The following is a 17,611-nucleotide window of genomic DNA, read 5'->3' as shown; positions in this document are numbered from 1 at the left end:
CGCCTCAACACTCGTGTGCCGTCGCGCAGGCGAATTCATCAAACAGGTACGCGGTCTCGTTCCTCGTGCACGGCAATTCGCCTATCAGCTCAGGCTGGCAATCCCACGGGGCCGGCTGGCGCACCTGAGACCAGATCGGATTGTGAATGGCGAGGTCGATCTGGCGTACGAGTTCCACCATGCCGTCATAGCCGGCATAAGGATGCTGGCGCTCCTGGTTGATATCGAGCCAGGGCGTCTTGGCCTTGAGCGCAATGAATTGCGTGCGACCGCCCGACAGCATGATATCGGCCCTGTGTTCAGAGAGCATGGCGTACAGCTCGCTCGCAGCCATGGATTCGAACATGTGCTTGTCGTGCTTGAGAACTTGTTTGATGCGCTCCTTGTCCTGCACCGTAGATTTCTTGATCGAGGTGCCGACGATCTCGATTCCGATCTCCATCAGCGCATGGACAACCGACCAGGACTTCACACCGCCTGTGTTGAGCAGCACGCGCTTGCCTTGGAGCCTTTGCCGGTAGGATTCGAGTTTCTTCCACGCGATCGCCTCCTGCTGCGCGATCAGCGTCTCTGTGCGCTCGAGGATCTCCGGATCGGCGCCCTTCCTCACCAGCAGCCTGACAAGGTTTCGAAGAGCTTGCGATGTGTCGGAGATGCCATAGAAGGAGCCCTCGAAGAACGGGATGTCCCAGCGCTCCTCCATCTTGCGGGCAAGACTGATCAGCGCGGTCGAGCACACCATCATTGCCGCCCGGGCGCGGTGCGCGGAAGCAATGTCGCGGTAACGCGCATCGCCGGGAATGCAGGCGCGCACCCGGATCCCGAGCCGATCGAGGAGCGGCTTTACAAGCCAGAATTCGCCCGAGAGGTTGAATTCGCCAAGGATGTTGATGTCGTAGGGTCCGGGGTCGTCGGGTTCGACCGTGCCGATGACATGATCGAGCAACGCCTCGGCGGCGAGCTTATTGCCGAGGTTCTTGGAGCCTGCCAGGCCAGGCGCATTGATCGGCACCACGGCCAAACCGAACTTTTCCGTGGCGCGTTTGCACACGGCCTCGATGTCGTCACCGATCAGCGCCGTTACGCAAGTCGAGTAGACGAAGATCGCCGGCGGCGCGTATGTGTGCTTGATCTCGCGGATCGCCTTGAAGAGTTTCCGCTCGCCCTGCCCCATCACAAGGTCGAGTTCGGTGAGGTCGGTCGTGAAGCTTGTCCGCCACAAGGTCGGCCCTGACGAAACCGCACCACGGTTGTCCCAAGAATTGCCCTCGCAGGCGAGCGGCGCATGGACCAGATGCGCAACGTCGGTGATCGGCTGCAGGACGATCTTGGCTCCGTCAAAGGCGCAGCCGCCGGCTGCCGCCCCTGGTGTCAGCGACTTCGAGCAGCCCTCCTTGCGCGCCTTGGCATCTTTGCCACGGTTCTTATCGCAGGCGGGCTCATCGAAGGCGTCCTTGATTTTGGCGCTGAGGGAGGACATTGCTCAGCCTCCCCAGTCCATTGGGCAAGGAATGGCCTCGGCGAAAAGCCGGCCACGGCTCTTAGCGCGTGAGGTCATAGGAATAATCCGTCACACCCGTCTCGCTCGTCTCGCGATCGAGTTTGTCGAAGATCTTGTCGAGGATCGTCGTCAGCACGCGCAACGCTCCCTGGTAGCCAAAGAGCGCAAAGCGGTGATGATGGTGCCGATCGAAGATCGGAAACATCAGCCGGATCAGCGGTGTTCCGGTGTCGCGCTCCAGGTACTTGCCGTAGGAATTGCCGATCAAAAGGTCCACCGGCTCGGTAAAGAGCAGTGAGCGCAGCGCCCACAGGTCCTTGCCCGCCCAAACCTGGGCAGCCTTGCCGAAAGGCGAGGATGCTAGCAGCTTCTTCAAATCGGCTTCCCATGCCGAGGTGCCATTGGTGGCGAGGCAATGGGTTGGCTCGCCGCCGGTCTCCATGACAAAGCGGGCCATTGCGTGAACGAAGTCGGGATCACCGTAGATGGCGTATTTCTTACCATGCAACCAGGATTGGCTGTCCGCCATGGCGTCTACCAGTCGGCCGCGCTCGAGGCGAATTGCCTCGGGAATCTCCTTGCCGGAAATCGCCGCGACCTCCATCAGGAATTCGTCCGTCGCCTGAACGCCGAGCGGATAGTGGAACGAGGCCGTCGCCTGCCCGACCTCCTCGCAATAGCCCAGTGTCTTTCGGGTGTTGTGATGCTGCAGCGAAAGCGTTGCCTCGGCGTTGAGGGCCTTCTTCACCTCGTTGATCTTCGTGCCCCCGTCATACATGCGGTATTCACCGTCCGAAGGCGTATCGAACTGGTCAGAGGCATCCTGGATCAATGTATAGGACACGCCCATTACATCGAGCAGGCGCTTGAGCTCCCGGTTGTTGCCGACGCAGAAGCCGTCGAAGCCCGGAATGATGTTGATGGTTCCTTCGATTTGCGTACGCTCCTGACCTTTCCAGAAGTGCTCCAAAATGCCTTTGACCATGTTGTCATAGCCGTCGACATGACTGCCAACGAAGGCCGGGGTGTGGGCAAAGGGCACGTCGAAGTCGCGCGGGACTGAATCTTCGTCCTTGGCGTTCTGGATGAAGCTGTGCAGGTCGTCGCCAATGACCTCTGCCATACAGGTCGTCGACACGGCAATCATCTTGGGGTCGTAGAGCTGGTAGGTGTTGGCGAGCCCGTCGACCATGTTCTTCAGGCCGCCAAACACCGCCGCATCCTCGGTCATTGAGGAGGAGACCGCCGCGGCAGGCTCCTTGAAATGGCGCGACAGGTGCGAGCGGTAATAGGCGACGCAACCTTGGCTGCCGTGGACGAAGGACATGGTTCGCTCGAAGCCGGCGGCAGCGAATACCGCACCCAGCGGCTGGCAGGCCTTGGCCGGGTTCACGACAAGCGCTTTGCGGGCGAGGTTCTTTTCGCGGTATTCCCACGTCTGGGTGAAATCGCGCTGATCGGAAATGATTTCATCGGGGTGCGGACATTCGAAGTTTAGCTTCTTCTCAGCGAGCATCTTTCTGTATTCCGGCTCGCGGAACAGGGGAGCGTGATCGAGAATTTTTTCAGCCGACTGCGGCATGATGATTACCTCTTTTGCATCTGGCTGCGCGGGACGGCAGCTCAGGACGTCAAGACGTTCCAGGCTCCGGCGGATCAGAGGCCGCGGGAGTTCACCGTCTCAGTGGGAGACTGGGGCTGAAGCAAATGTTTATTCGGCAGCCATCGCCCGCTCATCGCCCCGGCTTCTTTTCCAAGGCGCGTGGAATAGGTCCCAGACCGGGTTGTTAATGGCGAGATCCACATCACGTGCGAAAATGGCAAAGCCATCGTAGCCGTGATACGGGCCTGAATAATCCCAGGAATGCATCTGGCGGAACGGTATGCCCATCTTCTGCACCGGGTATTTTTCTTTGATTCCCGAGCCGACCAGATTTGGGCGAATCCCTTCGATGAATTTCTCCAACTCATAGCCGGTCACGTCATCGTAGATCAGCGTGCCGTTCTTCACGTAGTGGCCGGTGCGCTGATAGTCGTCGCTGTGGGCGAATTCATAGCCGGTGCCCACGATGACCATGCCGAGGTCCTCGTAGGCCGTGACGACGTGGCGGGGGCGCAGGCCGCCCACATAGAGCATCACGGTATTTCCTTCCAGGCGCGACAGGTACTTGGCGATGACCGCATCAACAAGCGGCCTGTACTTGGCAATGACCTTTTCGGTCTTCTCCTCGATTTCCGGCCCAAAATGCTTGGCTATGTTGCGCAGAGAGGCTTCGATCTGGGAGGGACCGAAGAAATTGTACTCCATCCAGGCGACGCCATACTTTTCCTCCATATGCCGACAGATGTAATTCATCGACCGGTAGCAGTGGATAAGATTGAGCTTAGCCTTCGGGGCGCGCTCGATCTCTGCGAGTGTGGCGTCACCCGACCAGTTGCCAACCACGCGCAGCCCTATCTCCTCAAGCAGTATGCGCGAGGCCCAGGCATCGCCGCCGATATTGTAGTCGCCGATGACGTTGACGTCGTAGGGGCCGGCCTCGAACTTGACATCCTTTTTGTCGAAGACCCAATCCCGGATTGCATCATTGGCGATGTGGTGGCCAAGCGACTGCGAGACGCCGCGGAAGCCCTCGCAGCGTACCGGCACGATCGTCTTGTCATACTCCTTGGTCTTTTTGCGAGAAACGGCCTCGGTGTCATCGCCAATCAGGCCGATAGGGCATTCGGACTGCACGGTGATGCCGTTGTTGAGCGGAAACAAGACTTCAATCTCGTCAATGATCTGTTCCAGCTTCTTGTCGCCGCCGAAGACGATGTCCTTCTCCTGGAAATCGGAGGTGAACTGCATTGTCCCGAACGTGTCGACGCCCGTTGTACCGACGTAGTAGTTGCGGCGCTGCGACCAAGAATATTGGCCGCAGCCGACCGGGCCGTGCGAGATATGGACCATATCCTTGACTGGCCCCCACACCACGCCTTTCGAACCAGCATATGCACAGCCGCGAATCGTCATCACCCCGGGAATGGACTTGATGTTCGATTTGACGTCGCATTCGGAAAGGACCTCGCTTTCCCCGCCAGCCTCGTTGCCGCTCTTTGCGACGTTGAGGTGCTTCTTGCGGCGCTTCGCCGCCTTGTCGGGATAATGCGACAGCACCTCTTCGATAAGCTTCGCATGAAGAGCACCGTCATTCTCGTATTCCCGGCTCATGAGTCCCCCTTTCAAGGTTGGGTGACGCCTCAAAGAATAGGCGCCGTTCTCTGCAAGGCGCGCCGATTCACGGCAGCGCTAATGTCACTACTGGGCCGCCGCCTTCGCCGCTTCCTTGGAGTGAAGCTCGGCAAGCATCTGCTCGTCGGTCTTCATGATGCCGAAGTCGAGCAGCATCTCCTCCAGCTCCTCCATGGTGATCGGCGTCGGGATCGTACCCTGGCCCGAATTGGCGTGGATCTTCTCGGCCAGAGCGCGGTATTCCCCTGCCTGCTTTGAGTCCGGCGCGTACTGGATCACCGACATCTTCCTGAGTTCGGCATGTTGGACGATGTTGTCGCGGGGCACGAAGTGGATGAGCTTGGAATTCAATCGGCCAGCCAGTGCTTCGGCCAGATCGAGTTCGCGGTCGGTTTGACGTTCATTGCAGATCAGCCCGCCCAGCCGCACACCGCCCGAATGGGCATATTTGAGGATGCCCTTGGCGATGTTGTTGGCGGCATAGAGCGCCATCATCTCGCCGGACATGACGATATAGATCTCCTGGGCCTTGCCTTCGCGGATCGGCATGGCGAAGCCGCCGCATACCACGTCGCCGAGGACGTCATAGGAGACATAATCGACATCGTCATAAGCGCCATTCTCCTCGAGGAAATTGATCGAGGTGATGACGCCGCGGCCGGCGCAACCGACACCCGGCTCGGGGCCGCCGGACTCCACGCACTTGATGCCTCTGTAGCCCACCTTGAGCACGTCCTGGAGTTCGAGGTCTTCCACCGAACCTTCCTGTGCGGCGAGATCCAGGACGGTATCCTGAGCTTTCGAATTCAGGATCAAGCGTGTGGAATCGGCTTTGGGGTCGCATCCTACGATGAGGATTCTCTGCCCGAGGTCGACAAGGGCAGCGAGCGTATTTTGGGACGTGGTGGACTTGCCGATGCCGCCTTTTCCGTAAAAGGCGATCTGACGCAGACCTGACATAATAGCTTTCCTTCCTTCGTTCTAATCATCGCGACTGCCCGCGACACAAGTGCCGATAGGCAGCTCGTGCCGCCTCACACCAAGCATCGCAAAAAGCGTACCAGCGTGATCGGCCGATCCCAGAAAAAACTTTGTCATTAAATTCCAGCCGCTTAGACGGCGGCAAAACGCGCGAACGGGCCTTTCAGGCGTCTGTCACGGACACGACAAAGCCGACACAGATTGTCGTGCGCCATCCAAACCGCCGTGTGTCGAGCTCGAAGCGGGAGAATGGGGAAGTTAGCCCAAAGCTGATGGCGAGACCATCGGAAGACATCGGCTCTTGTCTTTCCAGCCTGCCATTGATCGGGCGGTCGCTGGATGAGCAGGAGCCTGGGGCTTGACCGCGGCGCGGGTAGTTCAGGCAGGCTTACAGAGCGGGAACGCCGGCGGCCGATAGACATCCGCGCTTAACCTTTCATAGCCCGTCTACAAGTTGGTTCCGCCGACGCGCTATATGGAAGCCAAATAATTCAGTAGCTTAGCCGAGAGCATTGATTTTTTCAGAAAGATACGTGTTATACGCGTACGAACCGCCGAACCCATGGTCGGCGCCCTCATGCGCGTGAGACCCCGTTGTGGGCGAGGCTCGCGACTGGCTGCACGATCCTAGCCGGCCTGCTTGCCATTGAGTTTGGTCCCGCCGCGGTAGGCTGCGGCATCAAGGGCAACATCAGCTACAACACTGGCAAGAAGATTATCACGTTCTTGGACAGGAATCTTACTGGGAGACACGCATCAACAGGCGGGCGGGCGGGCTTCGAGAGGTTAGTGTCGCGGCAGCTTGCAGATCTGCCCACGGGGCCGCCACGATCGCAAAGTGTGTACAAAAGCGCCCTCTCTGCCGAACTGAACAGTGCTCACGGCCATAGCCTCGGATGAGCCCGACTGGCTTGACCTCTGCATGATGAGAGCAGCTTTTACACCAGGTGCGCAGCACATGTCTTTAACGAACGCATCGTCTTCAAGAATATAGAGAGCAATTCGGAAAACCGAGTAGTTGGCGGCGAAGCTAGGAGAAGGTATACACCACCCTCTTGTTACCCCAGAGTAGAACGTGCAGCTGCGGCAAGACGCGGGCTTCGAACCACCTGTCGCTGGTCACCTTTTCTACCAGCGATTCCATGCGCATCATATTCCGTCGGACTCGACAGAGACGTCTTCATTACCACGCCGGGGCGGCGTGTGATTGCCGGGTTGCAGACAAACCTCGCCGCGACGTCTTTGGGACGAGTGGTGTCGGCACCGAATCCCTATCATTTAGACTAGCCAGCTTGGGGAGCGCCGTCAGACCGCCAGACCGGAAGAGGAGGCTTCGCGCCAACTTGTGCCAAGAATGTTGGACCGTGCGGAACCGCTGGGGCGGCGCTCAACTCTGGCGCAGGATGAAGCGTCGATTGGGTGAATGAATAGGGCGCGCGTTCGACGGGTAGAGGGAGGCAAATCGCTGGATGTCTGCCGGATCAACGTCAACCGGTTCCATCGCCACCATCCACTCGACGTTTTCGGTGCACGGCGGCGTCGTCAGTGAGCCCTCATAAGTCCAATAGCCAAGCGAGGCTGGCAGAAGCCAGTTGGGATTCACCTCGTCGATCGTCACCTCCCCATTCGGCAGTTCGGGAAAGGCCGCAGCAAGGGCAGCAAAGCTGGCATTTGTCGCGCCGGGCGTTAAAAAGACGCCCAGCACGCCCAGAGTACCACTTTGCGTGTCCTTGTGAACGAAATGCACCTCCATCGGGAAGCTCTTGCCCGCCACGTGATGTTCGCTTGGCGCATGGAAATGGAACTGTACCAGTTCGTAGACACGATCGCTGCGGGTCAGCGTGCTGCCTTGTGGCATATTGATTTGAATGGTGTGGCCGTTGTTCACCATATTGCCGCCGCCCTTGTGCCAGCCGATGGCGATATGCGGGATATCCGCCTTGACCGCGCTGTTGATATTGATCGGCGATTGCTGCGTGCCGGCAGAGCATACGAAATTTTCCTTATCCAGATCAGCCCAGTGCTCCGGTCCGACCGGACCGGTGTACCCCCAATGGGCACTGGTCGCTTGGGCGGCTTGAACGCAAATCCGGCATGCGCCGAGCGCAACCAACCCTTTGATCAGGTGACGACGATACATATTACTTTTGCTCCTCTTGCGAACTGATGTTGGTGGCTGCCCTAATGGACGCGTGATGGCCAATCGGCGCGGCCAGTATTGTCCTTTGCAACTGATAGATGCCCGCATGCCTTGGCGTGCTTTCATAAGTGCGGCTGCCGTTTCTCGGCTGGCCGGCTTCTGCAGCCCGCAACGGGAGCAGTTTCAACCAGCTAAACGATAAAAAATTTGAGCAGACCAGCGCTTGACCCCCGCCGCAAAGGCACAGGCGAAGGTGATCACTGCGCGGCTGCCGTTCGCGCCGGAGGCCGCATCGCTATACTTTACACTCGCTGCCCAAGGAGACGCAGGCGACCCTAATACGTTTTCATCGCTACTCCCGACGCAGCCGACCCACGCCACGAAAACGTTGCTATATTTCACGTTGGGCCAGTGAGGAAATCGATCTTCTTTATGGAAGGCATTTGCGCAATGGATGCATTCCCATGCTGACAGTCGTGCGTCAGGCCGGACAATGAGATACATCGATAAGAGCTGGACAAGGATGAGGGGATGACGTGCTTGCGACGGAGCAGGTGGGGCGAGAAGGCCAGTTCTTGCGGATTTCAACTTTGCGTGACGACAGCTCATCGGAGTCAAGGTGACACACGCCGGCAGCGGGGTGTCCGGGCGGTTTCCAGCCGCACAATCGCGAGACCGCTGACGCGAACAAAGCTCGGCTGTACTCGGCACGCGAAGAGAGCCTGCCAAGCCGTTGGAGCCCGGCCTTCCGGTGCGACGCAAGCCGCAGACTAGACCGCCCTCTTGTTACCCCAAAGCAGAACGTGCAGCTGCGGCAACACGCGGGCTTCGAACCACCTGTCGCTAGTCACCCTTTCGACAAGCCATTCCATTCGCATCATTATTCCGTCCAAGTCGACAGAGGCGTCTTCACTGCCAGGGCGCGGCGGCGTGTGATTGCCGGGTTGCAGATAGATCGGAAGGTGCGGATATCTCGCCGCGACTTCTTTGGCGTAGGCATAGTCACTCTCGTCGAAAACGACGAGCTTGAGCACGATTTGCGGCTTCTCTTGCGCCGCTTCGAGGCATGCATCAAACGCAGCCCAACGGGTGGTCATCTCGCTGGACGGCGGCTTTGGGCTAAGGGTCAGCACGTCAAGATCCGCAAACCACTCCCTCACCACGGAACCCTGCGTTTCCAGTGCAAAACGATAGCCCTCGCGATGGCCGCGTTCTATGAGGGGACCGAACGGCTGAATGGCCGGGTTGCCGCCTGACAAGGAGACCATAACCGGCCTGCCGCCGGAAAGCGCATGGACGGTTTGCCACACGGCATCGATCGGCATCGGTAGCCATTCATGGCGATACTGATTGTCCACCGCGTGAAGGCTGTCGCACCATGAACAGCGATAATCACATCCGCCGGTTCTGATGAACACCGTCGGCAAGCCGATGAGCACGCACTCGCCCTGGATAGTCGGCCCGAATATCTCGCTCACACGGATTGCGGGATGCATGTCGGTCACGGACGGTATTCCGCCCAAGTTTTCGGTGTTTCGCTAACGCGCACGGCCGCGGTCTGCGGCAGACGTGCCTTGCACCATTCATAGAAATGTCTGGCCAGGCATTCCGCCGTGACCTTCTCATGTCCCAGCACGTCGTTGAGGTGCCGATGGTCGAAGCTCTCGTCAATGTAGCGTTTGAGCGGCGCCAGATCGTGATAGTCGCGCACGAAGCCGTGGGCGTCCAGTTCCTTGGCCGACAGCTCCACTACGACGACATAGTTATGCCCGTGCAGGCGCGCGCATTGATGGTTGGGAGGCAAGGAGGTGAGCTGATGCGAGGCCGAGAAGTGGAATTCCTTGGTGATGTGGAACATTACGCGCGCCTCCTGCGCAGCGCCTCAAGCCAGAAATCGGCGTCCTCGTAGTCGGTGGGATCAGCGTGCCCGGCGAGATGGAACGCTTCGCGCCGCTCGACGCAGGTCCCGCATCGTCCGCAGTGACGCACGCCGCCCTTGTAACAGGACCAGGTCTCAGCAAACGGGGTGCCGTATCTTGCGCCATCCGCAACAATGTCAGCTTTTCCGAGATTCACATACGGTGCATAGAGGCGTATCTGCGCATAGCCGTCGAGCGCGCGGTCTTGCATTGTCTGGAAAGCTTCAATGAAGGCCGGACGGCAATCGGGATAGATGAAATGGTCCCCACCATGCACGGCCGCCGCCACCGCTTCGGCGCTGTGGGCGGCGGCGAGACCGAAGGCGATTGCCAACATGATGGCATTGCGGTTCGGCACCACCGTAATCTTCATCGTGTCTTCGGCGTAGTGGCCGTCCGGCACGTCGATACTGCTAGTCAGCGCTGAGCCGGAAAGGCCACGGCCAATTTCGCCGATGTCGATGATCTGGTGCGGGACCTTCAGTCGCTGCGCGCAAAGAGCGGCGAAGCCCAATTCCTTCCTGTGCCGTTGGCCATAGTCGAAAGATAGAAGGCCGGTGAGTTCGTGCTCCGCTGCCACCATGTGAGCAAGGGAAACGGAGTCCAATCCGCCAGAGCAGACGGCGAGAGTCTTCATCATTGGTATCCTTGTTTTGACCGGGTAAGGCTGCGACCGGAGATTTCTCTGCGCCCCCACTACTCCAGCGACTCAGTTTTGTGAACCGGGAGAATTTGCGCTCAGCCCGATTGGAACGGGAGTGCGTCGCGTCCAACACGCGTGATCAATAAAAGTTGAGCGCTTCAGCAGTTTGTTTCGCATCGCGCCAACTTTCGCAATCTGCTGTCGGATCGTCGACTTCGAGACAAGGTGATGTTCGGCCGACATCGGCTGACTCTTAATTAAGCCGCAGAACACATGTTGGCTTTCTGGCCTTCGCTTGTGCGGTTGGCACGACAATTGACATTCTAATTGTGGGGCGGCACACCCCGCCAGCCGAAAGTGGCAGTGAGCTCCTTCAGGCGCAGGTTGATGTGCTGATTATTCGGCGATTTTCCGATCTCGAACCAGAAAGCGAGGGCGACATGGATGCCAGCAAATTTGACATTGGCGACATCCGCCTGGAGAACCCTGCGCGGCGCGATTGAGGCCGCAGGCGAGCCTGCTCTACCTGCCGCCCTACAGTCCCGACTTCAATCCGATTGAGAACGCCTTCGCCCAACCTAAGGCGCTGCTGCGAGCAAAGGCCGACCATCAAGGCTCTATGGGACTGACGTTGCCCCAGCAGTTTTGAGTTCGTTTCCGGCGTGGGTTGTGCCCTGCTGGGCGGGTGAAGCGACGGGCGCTGGCGCGGAGCCTTTGGCATAGCGCAGCGCGAGCGACCGTCGCGGATTGAAGGTGCTGGCGAACTTGGCCGGGGTCTGCCAGGCGATTTGGGAGTGCGGCCGCGCGGTGTTGTAGTCGGCGTGCCACAGGGCGATGGCTACGCGCGCCTGAGCCAGCGAGGTGAACAGCGTCTCGTTGAGCAGTTCATCGCGCAGTCGGCCGTTGAAGCTCTCGATGAAGCCATTCTGCATCGGCTTGCCGGGCGCAATGTAATGCCATTCGACGCGGTTCTGATCCGCCCAGGAGAGGATGGCGTTCGAGGTGAACTCGCTGCCATTGTCGCTGACGATCATCCTGGGCCGGCCGCGCTAGTGATGAGCCGGTCCAATTCGCGGGCAACCCGCATGCCCGAGAGAGACGTATCAACGATGAGTGCCAGGCACTGTCTCGTGCAGTCGTCGACGACGGCCAGGATGCGGAAGCGGCGCCCGTCGGTGAGCTGGTCCGATACGAAGTCGAGCGACCAGCACTCGTCGGGCCTCAGCGGCACCAGCATTGGCGCCCTGGTCCCGATCGCCCGCTTGCGGCCGCCACGGCGGCGAACGGCGAGCTTCTCCTCCCGATAGAGCCGGAACAGCTTCTTGTGGTTCACGACCAGGCCCTCCCGCCTCAGCATCACGAGAAGACGCCGGTAGCCGAACCGGCGACGCTCCTGCGCGATCGCCTTCATCCGCTCGCGAACCTCCCGGTCGTCCGGCCTGCTGGTCTGGTAGCGAACCGTCATGCGGCAACAGCCGATGGCTTTACACGCCCGCCGTTTGCTCATCCCGAAGCCTTCCTTCAGGCGAGCGACAGCTTTCCGCTTGGCGGCGGGCGTCACCATTTCTTTCCCACAAGGTCCTTCAACGCGGCATTGTCGAGCATGGCGTCGGCCAGAAGCCGCTTCAGGCGCGTGTTCTCGTCCTCCAGCCCTTCAGGTCGCCGAGCCTCGGTGACATCCATCCCGCCGAAGCGGGCCTTCCAATTGTAGATCGAGGCGTCGCTGACCCCGTGCTTGCGGCACAGATCGCCAACCGATACCCCGGCCTCGTGTTTCTTCAAAATTCCGATGATCTGCTCTTCAGAGAAGCGGCTGCGTTTCATGTCCTGATCCTCTGGATGGGCCAGAACGAACTTCAAACCGGATTAGATCAGAGGGGCAAGGCCTCGGCGCGGTCGTCGACCTCTTCACCCCAGCCGAATGTGCCAACTACTTCAAAGCCGCAGGATATGACCTGGATCAGATAGGACGTGCTCCAATGGTTTACACCTGACAGGAGTCCGGCCCCCACAACCGTTTCGCAATGAGGAGCAGCGCTGCCGCTGCTCCTCCAATCACACGACGGATTCACGATGCGGCAACTCGAGCCATGATTTCGGATCGAATGGCCGATGCGGTGTATAGTGAGGCATCCAGCGGCAAATCCCCAAATGCCAGTTGACACAGAAGATAATTAGCACCTGCCTCTTCCAGCTGATCAAGGAGAGCTTTTCGGACAGAATCTGCCGTTCCCACGACGCACAATTCACTTTCAATTGCTGCATCGAAGTTCAAAGGCAAGTTTGGTGGAGTGGAAATGGCATTTAGTTCGTATAGAAATTTGAAGCTATTGAGCCATCGTTCATAGGCAGGTGCTGCGAGCAAATACGCATCTGTTTCAGAACGCCCTATCACCACCATTCGGAGCAATCCAAGAAATGGCGCTTGCTGGCCAATGTCAGCATCGTGAATTCGGGCGGCGCGGAACGCGTCGGTAACGCTGCGAACAGAAGTGGAAGGTCCGACGCAGGCGATGTTTGCCCCATTCGCAGCGGCCCAGCTAGCCGGCTCGGGTCGATTGGTGGCGATCCATGTCGGCGGATGGGGATATTGGTGAGGTCTCAACGTCAGCGGAACATCTTTCAACTCAAAGTGGCGGCCCTGATAAGAAAGCGTCCCGCCTTTCATCGCATTGATGAGAATCTCACTGGCCTCCGCATACTGTTCTGGTGCTGCTTCTACAGCAACCCCGAAGTATCCCAATTCAGTGGGAGCAGAGCCGCGCCCTATGCCGAGTTCAAGCCTGCCGCCGCTCAACTGATCAAGCATGCAGATCTCCTCGAAGGCACGCAGCGGATGATAGAGCGCAAGTAGCATTACCATGGGACCAACACGAAGACTGCGGGTTCGCTGGGCGACGCTCGCTAAGAACAAATTCGGTGATGGACCTCTGCCATGCGGCGTACAGTGGTGCTCGGCGAGATGATACGCATAAAAGCCATAGCCATCGCACGCTTCTGCTAGGCTCAGCCGATCTGCATATTGTTGTGCGATGTCATCGCCGTTTTCGTCCAGATGATCGAAGATGCCGAAGGTCAGGCCCGAAGCGGAAATTTTCTTCAATTAATTGTTCTCCAAATTACCTATTATTTATTCGCTAATCATCATAGCTGGCGACATATCAGCACCTATTACTTGGCGCTTAATGTGAATTGACTTAATGCTTGTGCACACCGCGATTCTTCTTAAAGCTCATACAGACGCGTTTGGCGGCAGCAAGGAATTTGTCCATCTGCTCTGTGGTGCCAATGCTGACGCGAATACAGTTCTTCAAATCTACGTCAGGAAAGCTGGCGATGAGGATCGCCTGCTCTTTCAACGCGGCTTGCCAGCATGAGCCCTCCTGTCCCGCCGGCACACGGGCCAGCAAAAAGTTTGCGTGGGAGGGTGTTACGGAAAAGCCAAGTTGCAACAGCGCCAGGGTCACTCGCTGTCGTTCATGCTTGATGTGCCTGTGGTTCTCTTCGTAGGCGTGGCGATGCGCAAGAATGCTTTTCCCGACCGCCTGCCCGATCACGTTCATGTTGAAGACATTCTGGATGTTGCGCAGCCTGCCAATGATTTCTGGGTGACCGAAACCGAAGCCGACTCGCACGCCAGCAGCAGCATAGCTCTTTGAAAAAGTCCTCAAGATCAAAAGATTCGGATGTCTATTGACGAGGCGCAGGGCATTGTCGGGTGCGAAGTCAACGTAGGCCTCATCCAAGACGACCAAGCGATCTGCTTGCTCCACAAGGCGTTCGATTTCGGCCACCGGCACGAATGTTCCGGTCGGATTGTTCGGATTAGCCAACAGAATGAACTTCGCGTCTTTTGCGGGGCCGGACAGCAGTTTTTCTATCGGCAGGGGATGAGCTTCGCTCGATGCGATTTCGAGAAACTCGGCACCCTGCAACATGGCAAGTTTACGGTTGAACGAAAATCCGGGCGACAGCATCGCCACTCTATCTCCTGGGGCGAGGAAAGCTCTGTAGATGAGTCCGAGCAGCTCCGACGAACCGTTGCCGGCAATCACCTGATCTTTGGAAAATCCGTAAGCATCGGAGGCAGCTGCCCTTAAGCTGAGATTGTCGTCTTCCGGATAAAGATACTGGTGTTCGATCGCAGCAATTGCACTTTGCATTACGCTCTTCGGCAACGGAAACGGGTTCTCGTTCGTATTTAGCTTAACGCAATTTGCATCCGTCGCTGGTCCGTTGGACGAGAGAGCATCTAATTTGCTGGCCACCGGCGAAAAAAGCGAAAGCACGGTCTTCAGTTTTGCATCGCACATGTTCTTCTCCGTTTTTCAGTCCCGCAGGGCATGTGACATGAGGCAATAGTTGATCGTGACTTGATCGACGTTCGGCTATATCAGCGCTGCCTTCCCACCCTGGTGGGGATCGCCGACCACGGTTTGGATTTGACACCGGCAAGCTGTCGAGAACCTGATGACGACCCAACGTGTGGCCGACGGCCGATTCGGCGCAACAGACGGTGTTTCAACATCGCATCGTCCTCAAAGCCGCATGCAGGGCCTGCACGACAGCCCGTCTCCAGCGCCCGCAGATAGGTGGAAGCCGAAGTCTTGCCGAACCTCAGTTGCTCTGCCACCTGGCCCACCGGACTGCCCTGTTTATGGGTCAGGCGCAGGATATCTCTGACGCTCGTTCGTCTTGCTTGCTTCCGTCTTGGCATGGGCTCTCTCGGTTTGCTGATGAGAGAGCCAAATACCGGCTCATCTGAGCATGAGACGCAGGCCTGACGATATGGAGCGTCGCTGTGGCGCGCGTAGCCAAGAGGGTTCGCCTCGGTGGCGGGGCATGCAAGACGGCGCACCTCCTTAGCCATCCTGTCCCATCGTCTCAGATCGTGAGGCGCACCTTATAGTCGGTGAGGAGATCTTGCAGGGTCAGGTTACGCCCTAGCGCTTAAGGTTGTTGGTCGCACCGAGCAAGCGCGGGACCTGTCGACGGACAACAGCGGTGCCACTGCCGGCACTAGGTCGTCCAGCATCGCAGTGAACCGCGTACGTAGTATTTTGTCGTAGGCGGCATTCTGGATAGCCGGATACGGGCTCTTCACCCGCTGCACCACCGATTGCGGGATGATGTCGCGAGAAACATTCACGGATTTCGTGAAAAAAGTGTACCCGCCGAAGAGCCCCACTCGCGGGGGCGGTGCAGCACCACCTCGGTGTCACTGCTCGTGTTCATGCGATGGACTAGGCCGGCCAGCTGTTGACGCAGCTCGCGGTAGTTGTAAGTCTCACCCGTGTAGACGAGCACCAAGTCAGGTCGGCCATCCTCCTGGAGCATCCTCGGCTGACGGCCGCCCTGGATATCGATGATTGCCAGGCGGTGGTGTCCCAGCGCCGCAGGCCCGCCGATCCAAGTCCCCTCGTCGTCCGGACCGTGGTTCGCTATGGTGGCCGTCATATCGGCAAGCTCCCTTCGCGCATCGGGACCTCCGAGGTCTCGATTGAAGTCGATCCATTCACAGATGCCGCACAGGTTATGTCGCCGCATTTGGGGCGAAGCAGATATAAGGCCAGTGGGAAACCATCGAGGCAAAGTGACGGATCTAGCCCAGCTACGATCCGCATCCGACATTGTCGGACATCGGACAGCACCGCGATTCGCTGCATAGGAAGCCTGGAGTCGCGATTTCCCTTGGGGGAATCAGCGCATGAAAGGAGAGCTGGGTCGTGTCTGCCGAAATGAGAAATTGCTCCCCCTTATTGCCTCACCGAGGAATGTTACCCAGCGCGATAGACGGACATGCCCTACCTCCCCCCGTTGCAGCTGAGGGAGATAGGGGCCAGCTCTTCATTCAACCCTCATGGAGGATGATCAGCCCAGCCATTTCCATGCGCCGGCCTTCACAAGCCGTGCACCATTCAGGTTCTTTTCCTTGAAGCGCGACGATCCTTGTCAGACGTCGCAACACTTGCTGCCGAGAGCACGAGCTCTTCCTCGAGCATGCCTTGATCTGCGCCTCGAACGGCTCGCACATGCTGGGTTTCAACGACTTCGCAGAGGTTGATATTCTGCAGTGACTTCGTCTCGCTGCTGCACGGCATTGACGCTGGGAGCCATGCTCGCGTGGCGCAATTGTGCTGAAGCCGGTGCCCACGGCAACGTTTCTTAACCCGCCCCAGATCCTGGCGTTTGGCTATTTCCGACATTCGTGTCCGGCTTCGGACAAAGGCCGGGTTTGCCGAACGGAGTCGCACCCAATTTCCAGTGCTGCTTGAGCAATAATATCGACCGGCATTACTGCACAACACGAAAGTTGCTGCAAAAACCGAAGTGAACCCAAGGCATCGGGTCAATTGGCATGGCGCTTGCGACTCGGTCGATAGAACGCAGTCAAAATCACGGTTGCAGACCATGCCTACCTCTCAAAGCTCGATAAAGCACGCGAGCGAAATTCCCCGTCTCCGCGGAAGCTCGTCGCCTTTAAACGTGCCTGCTCGGGGGCGGTCTTGCACAAGACCGGTCCGAGGCAACCACGCCAAGGCGCGAGGCTGCCGGAACTGTCGACCGAAGTCGATGCCGCTTCAGTTTAACCGAAAAATGCACCGTACCACTTTGGCCTGGGAGCAAATCAATGACCGACAGAAAGAACGTTCCTCTCGTGACCTTTCGCACGCGTGTTCGCGATGAGTCGATCGGGGGCCAAATCCTTATCGGTGGGAGAACAAGACCTCCGACGATTATTTCGGGGGCAAGCGCGTCATCCTGTTCTCGCTGCCTGGCGCCTTCACCCCGACCTGCTCGACCTTCCAACTGCCCGATTTCGAAAAACTCTATGATCAATTTCTGGAACTGCGAATTGACGCGATCTACTGCGTCTCGGTCAACGATGCTTTCGTCATGAATGCGTGGGGAAAGTCCTTGGGGCTGCAGAAGATCGAGCTGATCCCAGACGGGTCGGGCGAGTTCACGCGCAAAATGGGCATGCTGGTCGCGAAGGACAATCTGGGCTTTGGCATGCGCTCCTGGCGATACGCCGCTCTGATCGACGATGGCGTGGTGGAGCAGTGGTTCGAGGAGGAAGGCTTCTGTGACAACTGCGAGACGGACCCCTATGGCGTTTCATCCCCGCAAAACGTTCTCGACAAACTGAAGGCGGCGGCATGACCCAGAAGTGGCAAGTCTCACACAACCC

Annotated in this window: 11 protein-coding genes and 4 pseudogenes; 2 read left to right on the top strand and 13 right to left on the bottom strand. The window is 58.3% G+C overall.

The window, feature by feature from the left end:
- Positions 1–4 precede the first annotated feature (4 nt).
- From nifE to queC, 9 genes and pseudogenes are all read right to left on the bottom strand, one after another.
- Positions 5–1,480, bottom strand: coding sequence for a nitrogenase iron-molybdenum cofactor biosynthesis protein NifE (gene nifE / locus EJ077_RS01170; RefSeq protein ID WP_095489376.1), 1,476 nt, complete (start codon positions 1,478–1,480; stop codon positions 5–7).
- A gap of 61 nt (positions 1,481–1,541) precedes the next feature.
- Entirely contained in the window at positions 1,542–3,083 is a 1,542-nt protein-coding gene (nifK, locus tag EJ077_RS01165; RefSeq protein ID WP_126063826.1) for a nitrogenase molybdenum-iron protein subunit beta, read from the bottom strand.
- Positions 3,084–3,212: 129 nt separating this feature from the next.
- Positions 3,213–4,715 carry a nitrogenase molybdenum-iron protein alpha chain gene (nifD, locus tag EJ077_RS01160; protein WP_024505262.1) on the bottom strand — a complete coding sequence of 501 codons (1,503 nt, stop codon included), beginning with the start codon at positions 4,713–4,715 and terminating at the stop codon, positions 3,213–3,215.
- Between the two features lie 87 nt (positions 4,716–4,802).
- Positions 4,803–5,696, bottom strand: a complete 894-nt coding sequence (gene nifH / locus EJ077_RS01155; protein WP_024505261.1) for a nitrogenase iron protein — start codon at positions 5,694–5,696, stop codon at positions 4,803–4,805.
- 1,051 nt (positions 5,697–6,747) lie between these two features.
- Positions 6,748–6,944, bottom strand: a pseudogene (locus EJ077_RS31720) (7-carboxy-7-deazaguanine synthase QueE); the annotation flags it as partial.
- A 160-nt stretch (positions 6,945–7,104) separates the two neighbouring features.
- The gene (locus EJ077_RS01150; RefSeq protein ID WP_126063825.1) at positions 7,105–7,857 is read right to left on the bottom strand and encodes a carbonic anhydrase; all 753 of its coding nucleotides are present in this window, start codon (positions 7,855–7,857) and stop codon (positions 7,105–7,107) included.
- Positions 7,858–8,627: 770 nt separating this feature from the next.
- On the bottom strand, positions 8,628–9,353 hold the full coding sequence (gene queE, locus EJ077_RS01145; RefSeq protein WP_167498746.1) for a 7-carboxy-7-deazaguanine synthase QueE: 726 nt from the start codon (positions 9,351–9,353) through the stop codon (positions 8,628–8,630).
- A 5-nt stretch (positions 9,354–9,358) separates the two neighbouring features.
- Positions 9,359–9,715, bottom strand: coding sequence for a 6-carboxytetrahydropterin synthase QueD (gene queD / locus EJ077_RS01140; RefSeq protein WP_126063824.1), 357 nt, complete (start codon positions 9,713–9,715; stop codon positions 9,359–9,361).
- The gene (queC, locus tag EJ077_RS01135; protein ID WP_063170389.1) at positions 9,715–10,413 is read right to left on the bottom strand and encodes a 7-cyano-7-deazaguanine synthase QueC; all 699 of its coding nucleotides are present in this window, start codon (positions 10,411–10,413) and stop codon (positions 9,715–9,717) included. The genes queD and queC overlap by 1 nt, the downstream gene beginning before the upstream one ends.
- A 492-nt stretch (positions 10,414–10,905) precedes the next feature.
- Here queC and EJ077_RS01130 point away from each other — a divergent pair.
- Positions 10,906–11,023: pseudogene (locus tag EJ077_RS01130) on the top strand (transposase); the annotation flags it as partial.
- Between the two features lie 13 nt (positions 11,024–11,036).
- Here EJ077_RS01130 and EJ077_RS01125 read toward each other — a convergent pair.
- From EJ077_RS01125 to EJ077_RS01110, 4 genes and pseudogenes are all read right to left on the bottom strand, one after another.
- Positions 11,037–12,243 (bottom strand): annotated as a pseudogene (locus tag EJ077_RS01125) (IS3 family transposase).
- A gap of 244 nt (positions 12,244–12,487) precedes the next feature.
- Positions 12,488–13,522, bottom strand: coding sequence for an LLM class flavin-dependent oxidoreductase (locus tag EJ077_RS01120; protein WP_095484287.1), 1,035 nt, complete (start codon positions 13,520–13,522; stop codon positions 12,488–12,490).
- A 94-nt stretch (positions 13,523–13,616) separates the two neighbouring features.
- The gene (gene hisC / locus EJ077_RS01115) at positions 13,617–14,732 is read right to left on the bottom strand and encodes a histidinol-phosphate transaminase (protein WP_126063823.1); all 1,116 of its coding nucleotides are present in this window, start codon (positions 14,730–14,732) and stop codon (positions 13,617–13,619) included.
- A gap of 832 nt (positions 14,733–15,564) precedes the next feature.
- Positions 15,565–15,876 carry a hypothetical protein gene (locus EJ077_RS01110; protein WP_206437555.1) on the bottom strand — a complete coding sequence of 104 codons (312 nt, stop codon included), beginning with the start codon at positions 15,874–15,876 and terminating at the stop codon, positions 15,565–15,567.
- 1,174 nt (positions 15,877–17,050) lie between these two features.
- On the opposite strand from EJ077_RS01110, the pseudogene EJ077_RS01105 reads away from it, so the two are divergent.
- Positions 17,051–17,583, top strand: a pseudogene (locus EJ077_RS01105) (peroxiredoxin).
- Positions 17,584–17,611: the final 28 nt, after the last annotated feature.

The sequence above is a fragment of the Mesorhizobium sp. M8A.F.Ca.ET.057.01.1.1 genome, assembly GCF_003952565.1.
Lineage (GTDB): Bacteria > Pseudomonadota > Alphaproteobacteria > Rhizobiales > Rhizobiaceae > Mesorhizobium.
The sequence above is the reverse complement of the archived record's forward strand: the minus strand, read 5'-3'. Positions and strand labels throughout refer to the sequence as shown.

Bases quoted from the DNA above. Each gene is read 5' to 3' on its own strand.
- queD (WP_126063824.1), bottom strand. From the start codon at position 9,715: ATGTTCCACATCACCAAGGAATTCCACTTCTCGGCCTCGCATCAGCTC.
- nifE (WP_095489376.1), bottom strand. From the start codon at position 1,480: ATGTCCTCCCTCAGCGCCAAAATCAAGGACGCCTTCGATGAGCCCGCC.
- nifK (WP_126063826.1), bottom strand. From the start codon at position 3,083: ATGCCGCAGTCGGCTGAAAAAATTCTCGATCACGCTCCCCTGTTCCGC.
- hisC (WP_126063823.1), bottom strand. From the start codon at position 14,732: ATGTGCGATGCAAAACTGAAGACCGTGCTTTCGCTTTTTTCGCCGGTG.
- nifH (WP_024505261.1), bottom strand. From the start codon at position 5,696: ATGTCAGGTCTGCGTCAGATCGCCTTTTACGGAAAAGGCGGCATCGGC.
- EJ077_RS01110 (WP_206437555.1), bottom strand. From the start codon at position 15,876: ATGACGGCCACCATAGCGAACCACGGTCCGGACGACGAGGGGACTTGG.
- queC (WP_063170389.1), bottom strand. From the start codon at position 10,413: ATGAAGACTCTCGCCGTCTGCTCTGGCGGATTGGACTCCGTTTCCCTT.
- EJ077_RS01150 (WP_126063825.1), bottom strand. From the start codon at position 7,857: ATGTATCGTCGTCACCTGATCAAAGGGTTGGTTGCGCTCGGCGCATGC.
- nifD (WP_024505262.1), bottom strand. From the start codon at position 4,715: ATGAGCCGGGAATACGAGAATGACGGTGCTCTTCATGCGAAGCTTATC.
- queE (WP_167498746.1), bottom strand. From the start codon at position 9,353: ATGCATCCCGCAATCCGTGTGAGCGAGATATTCGGGCCGACTATCCAG.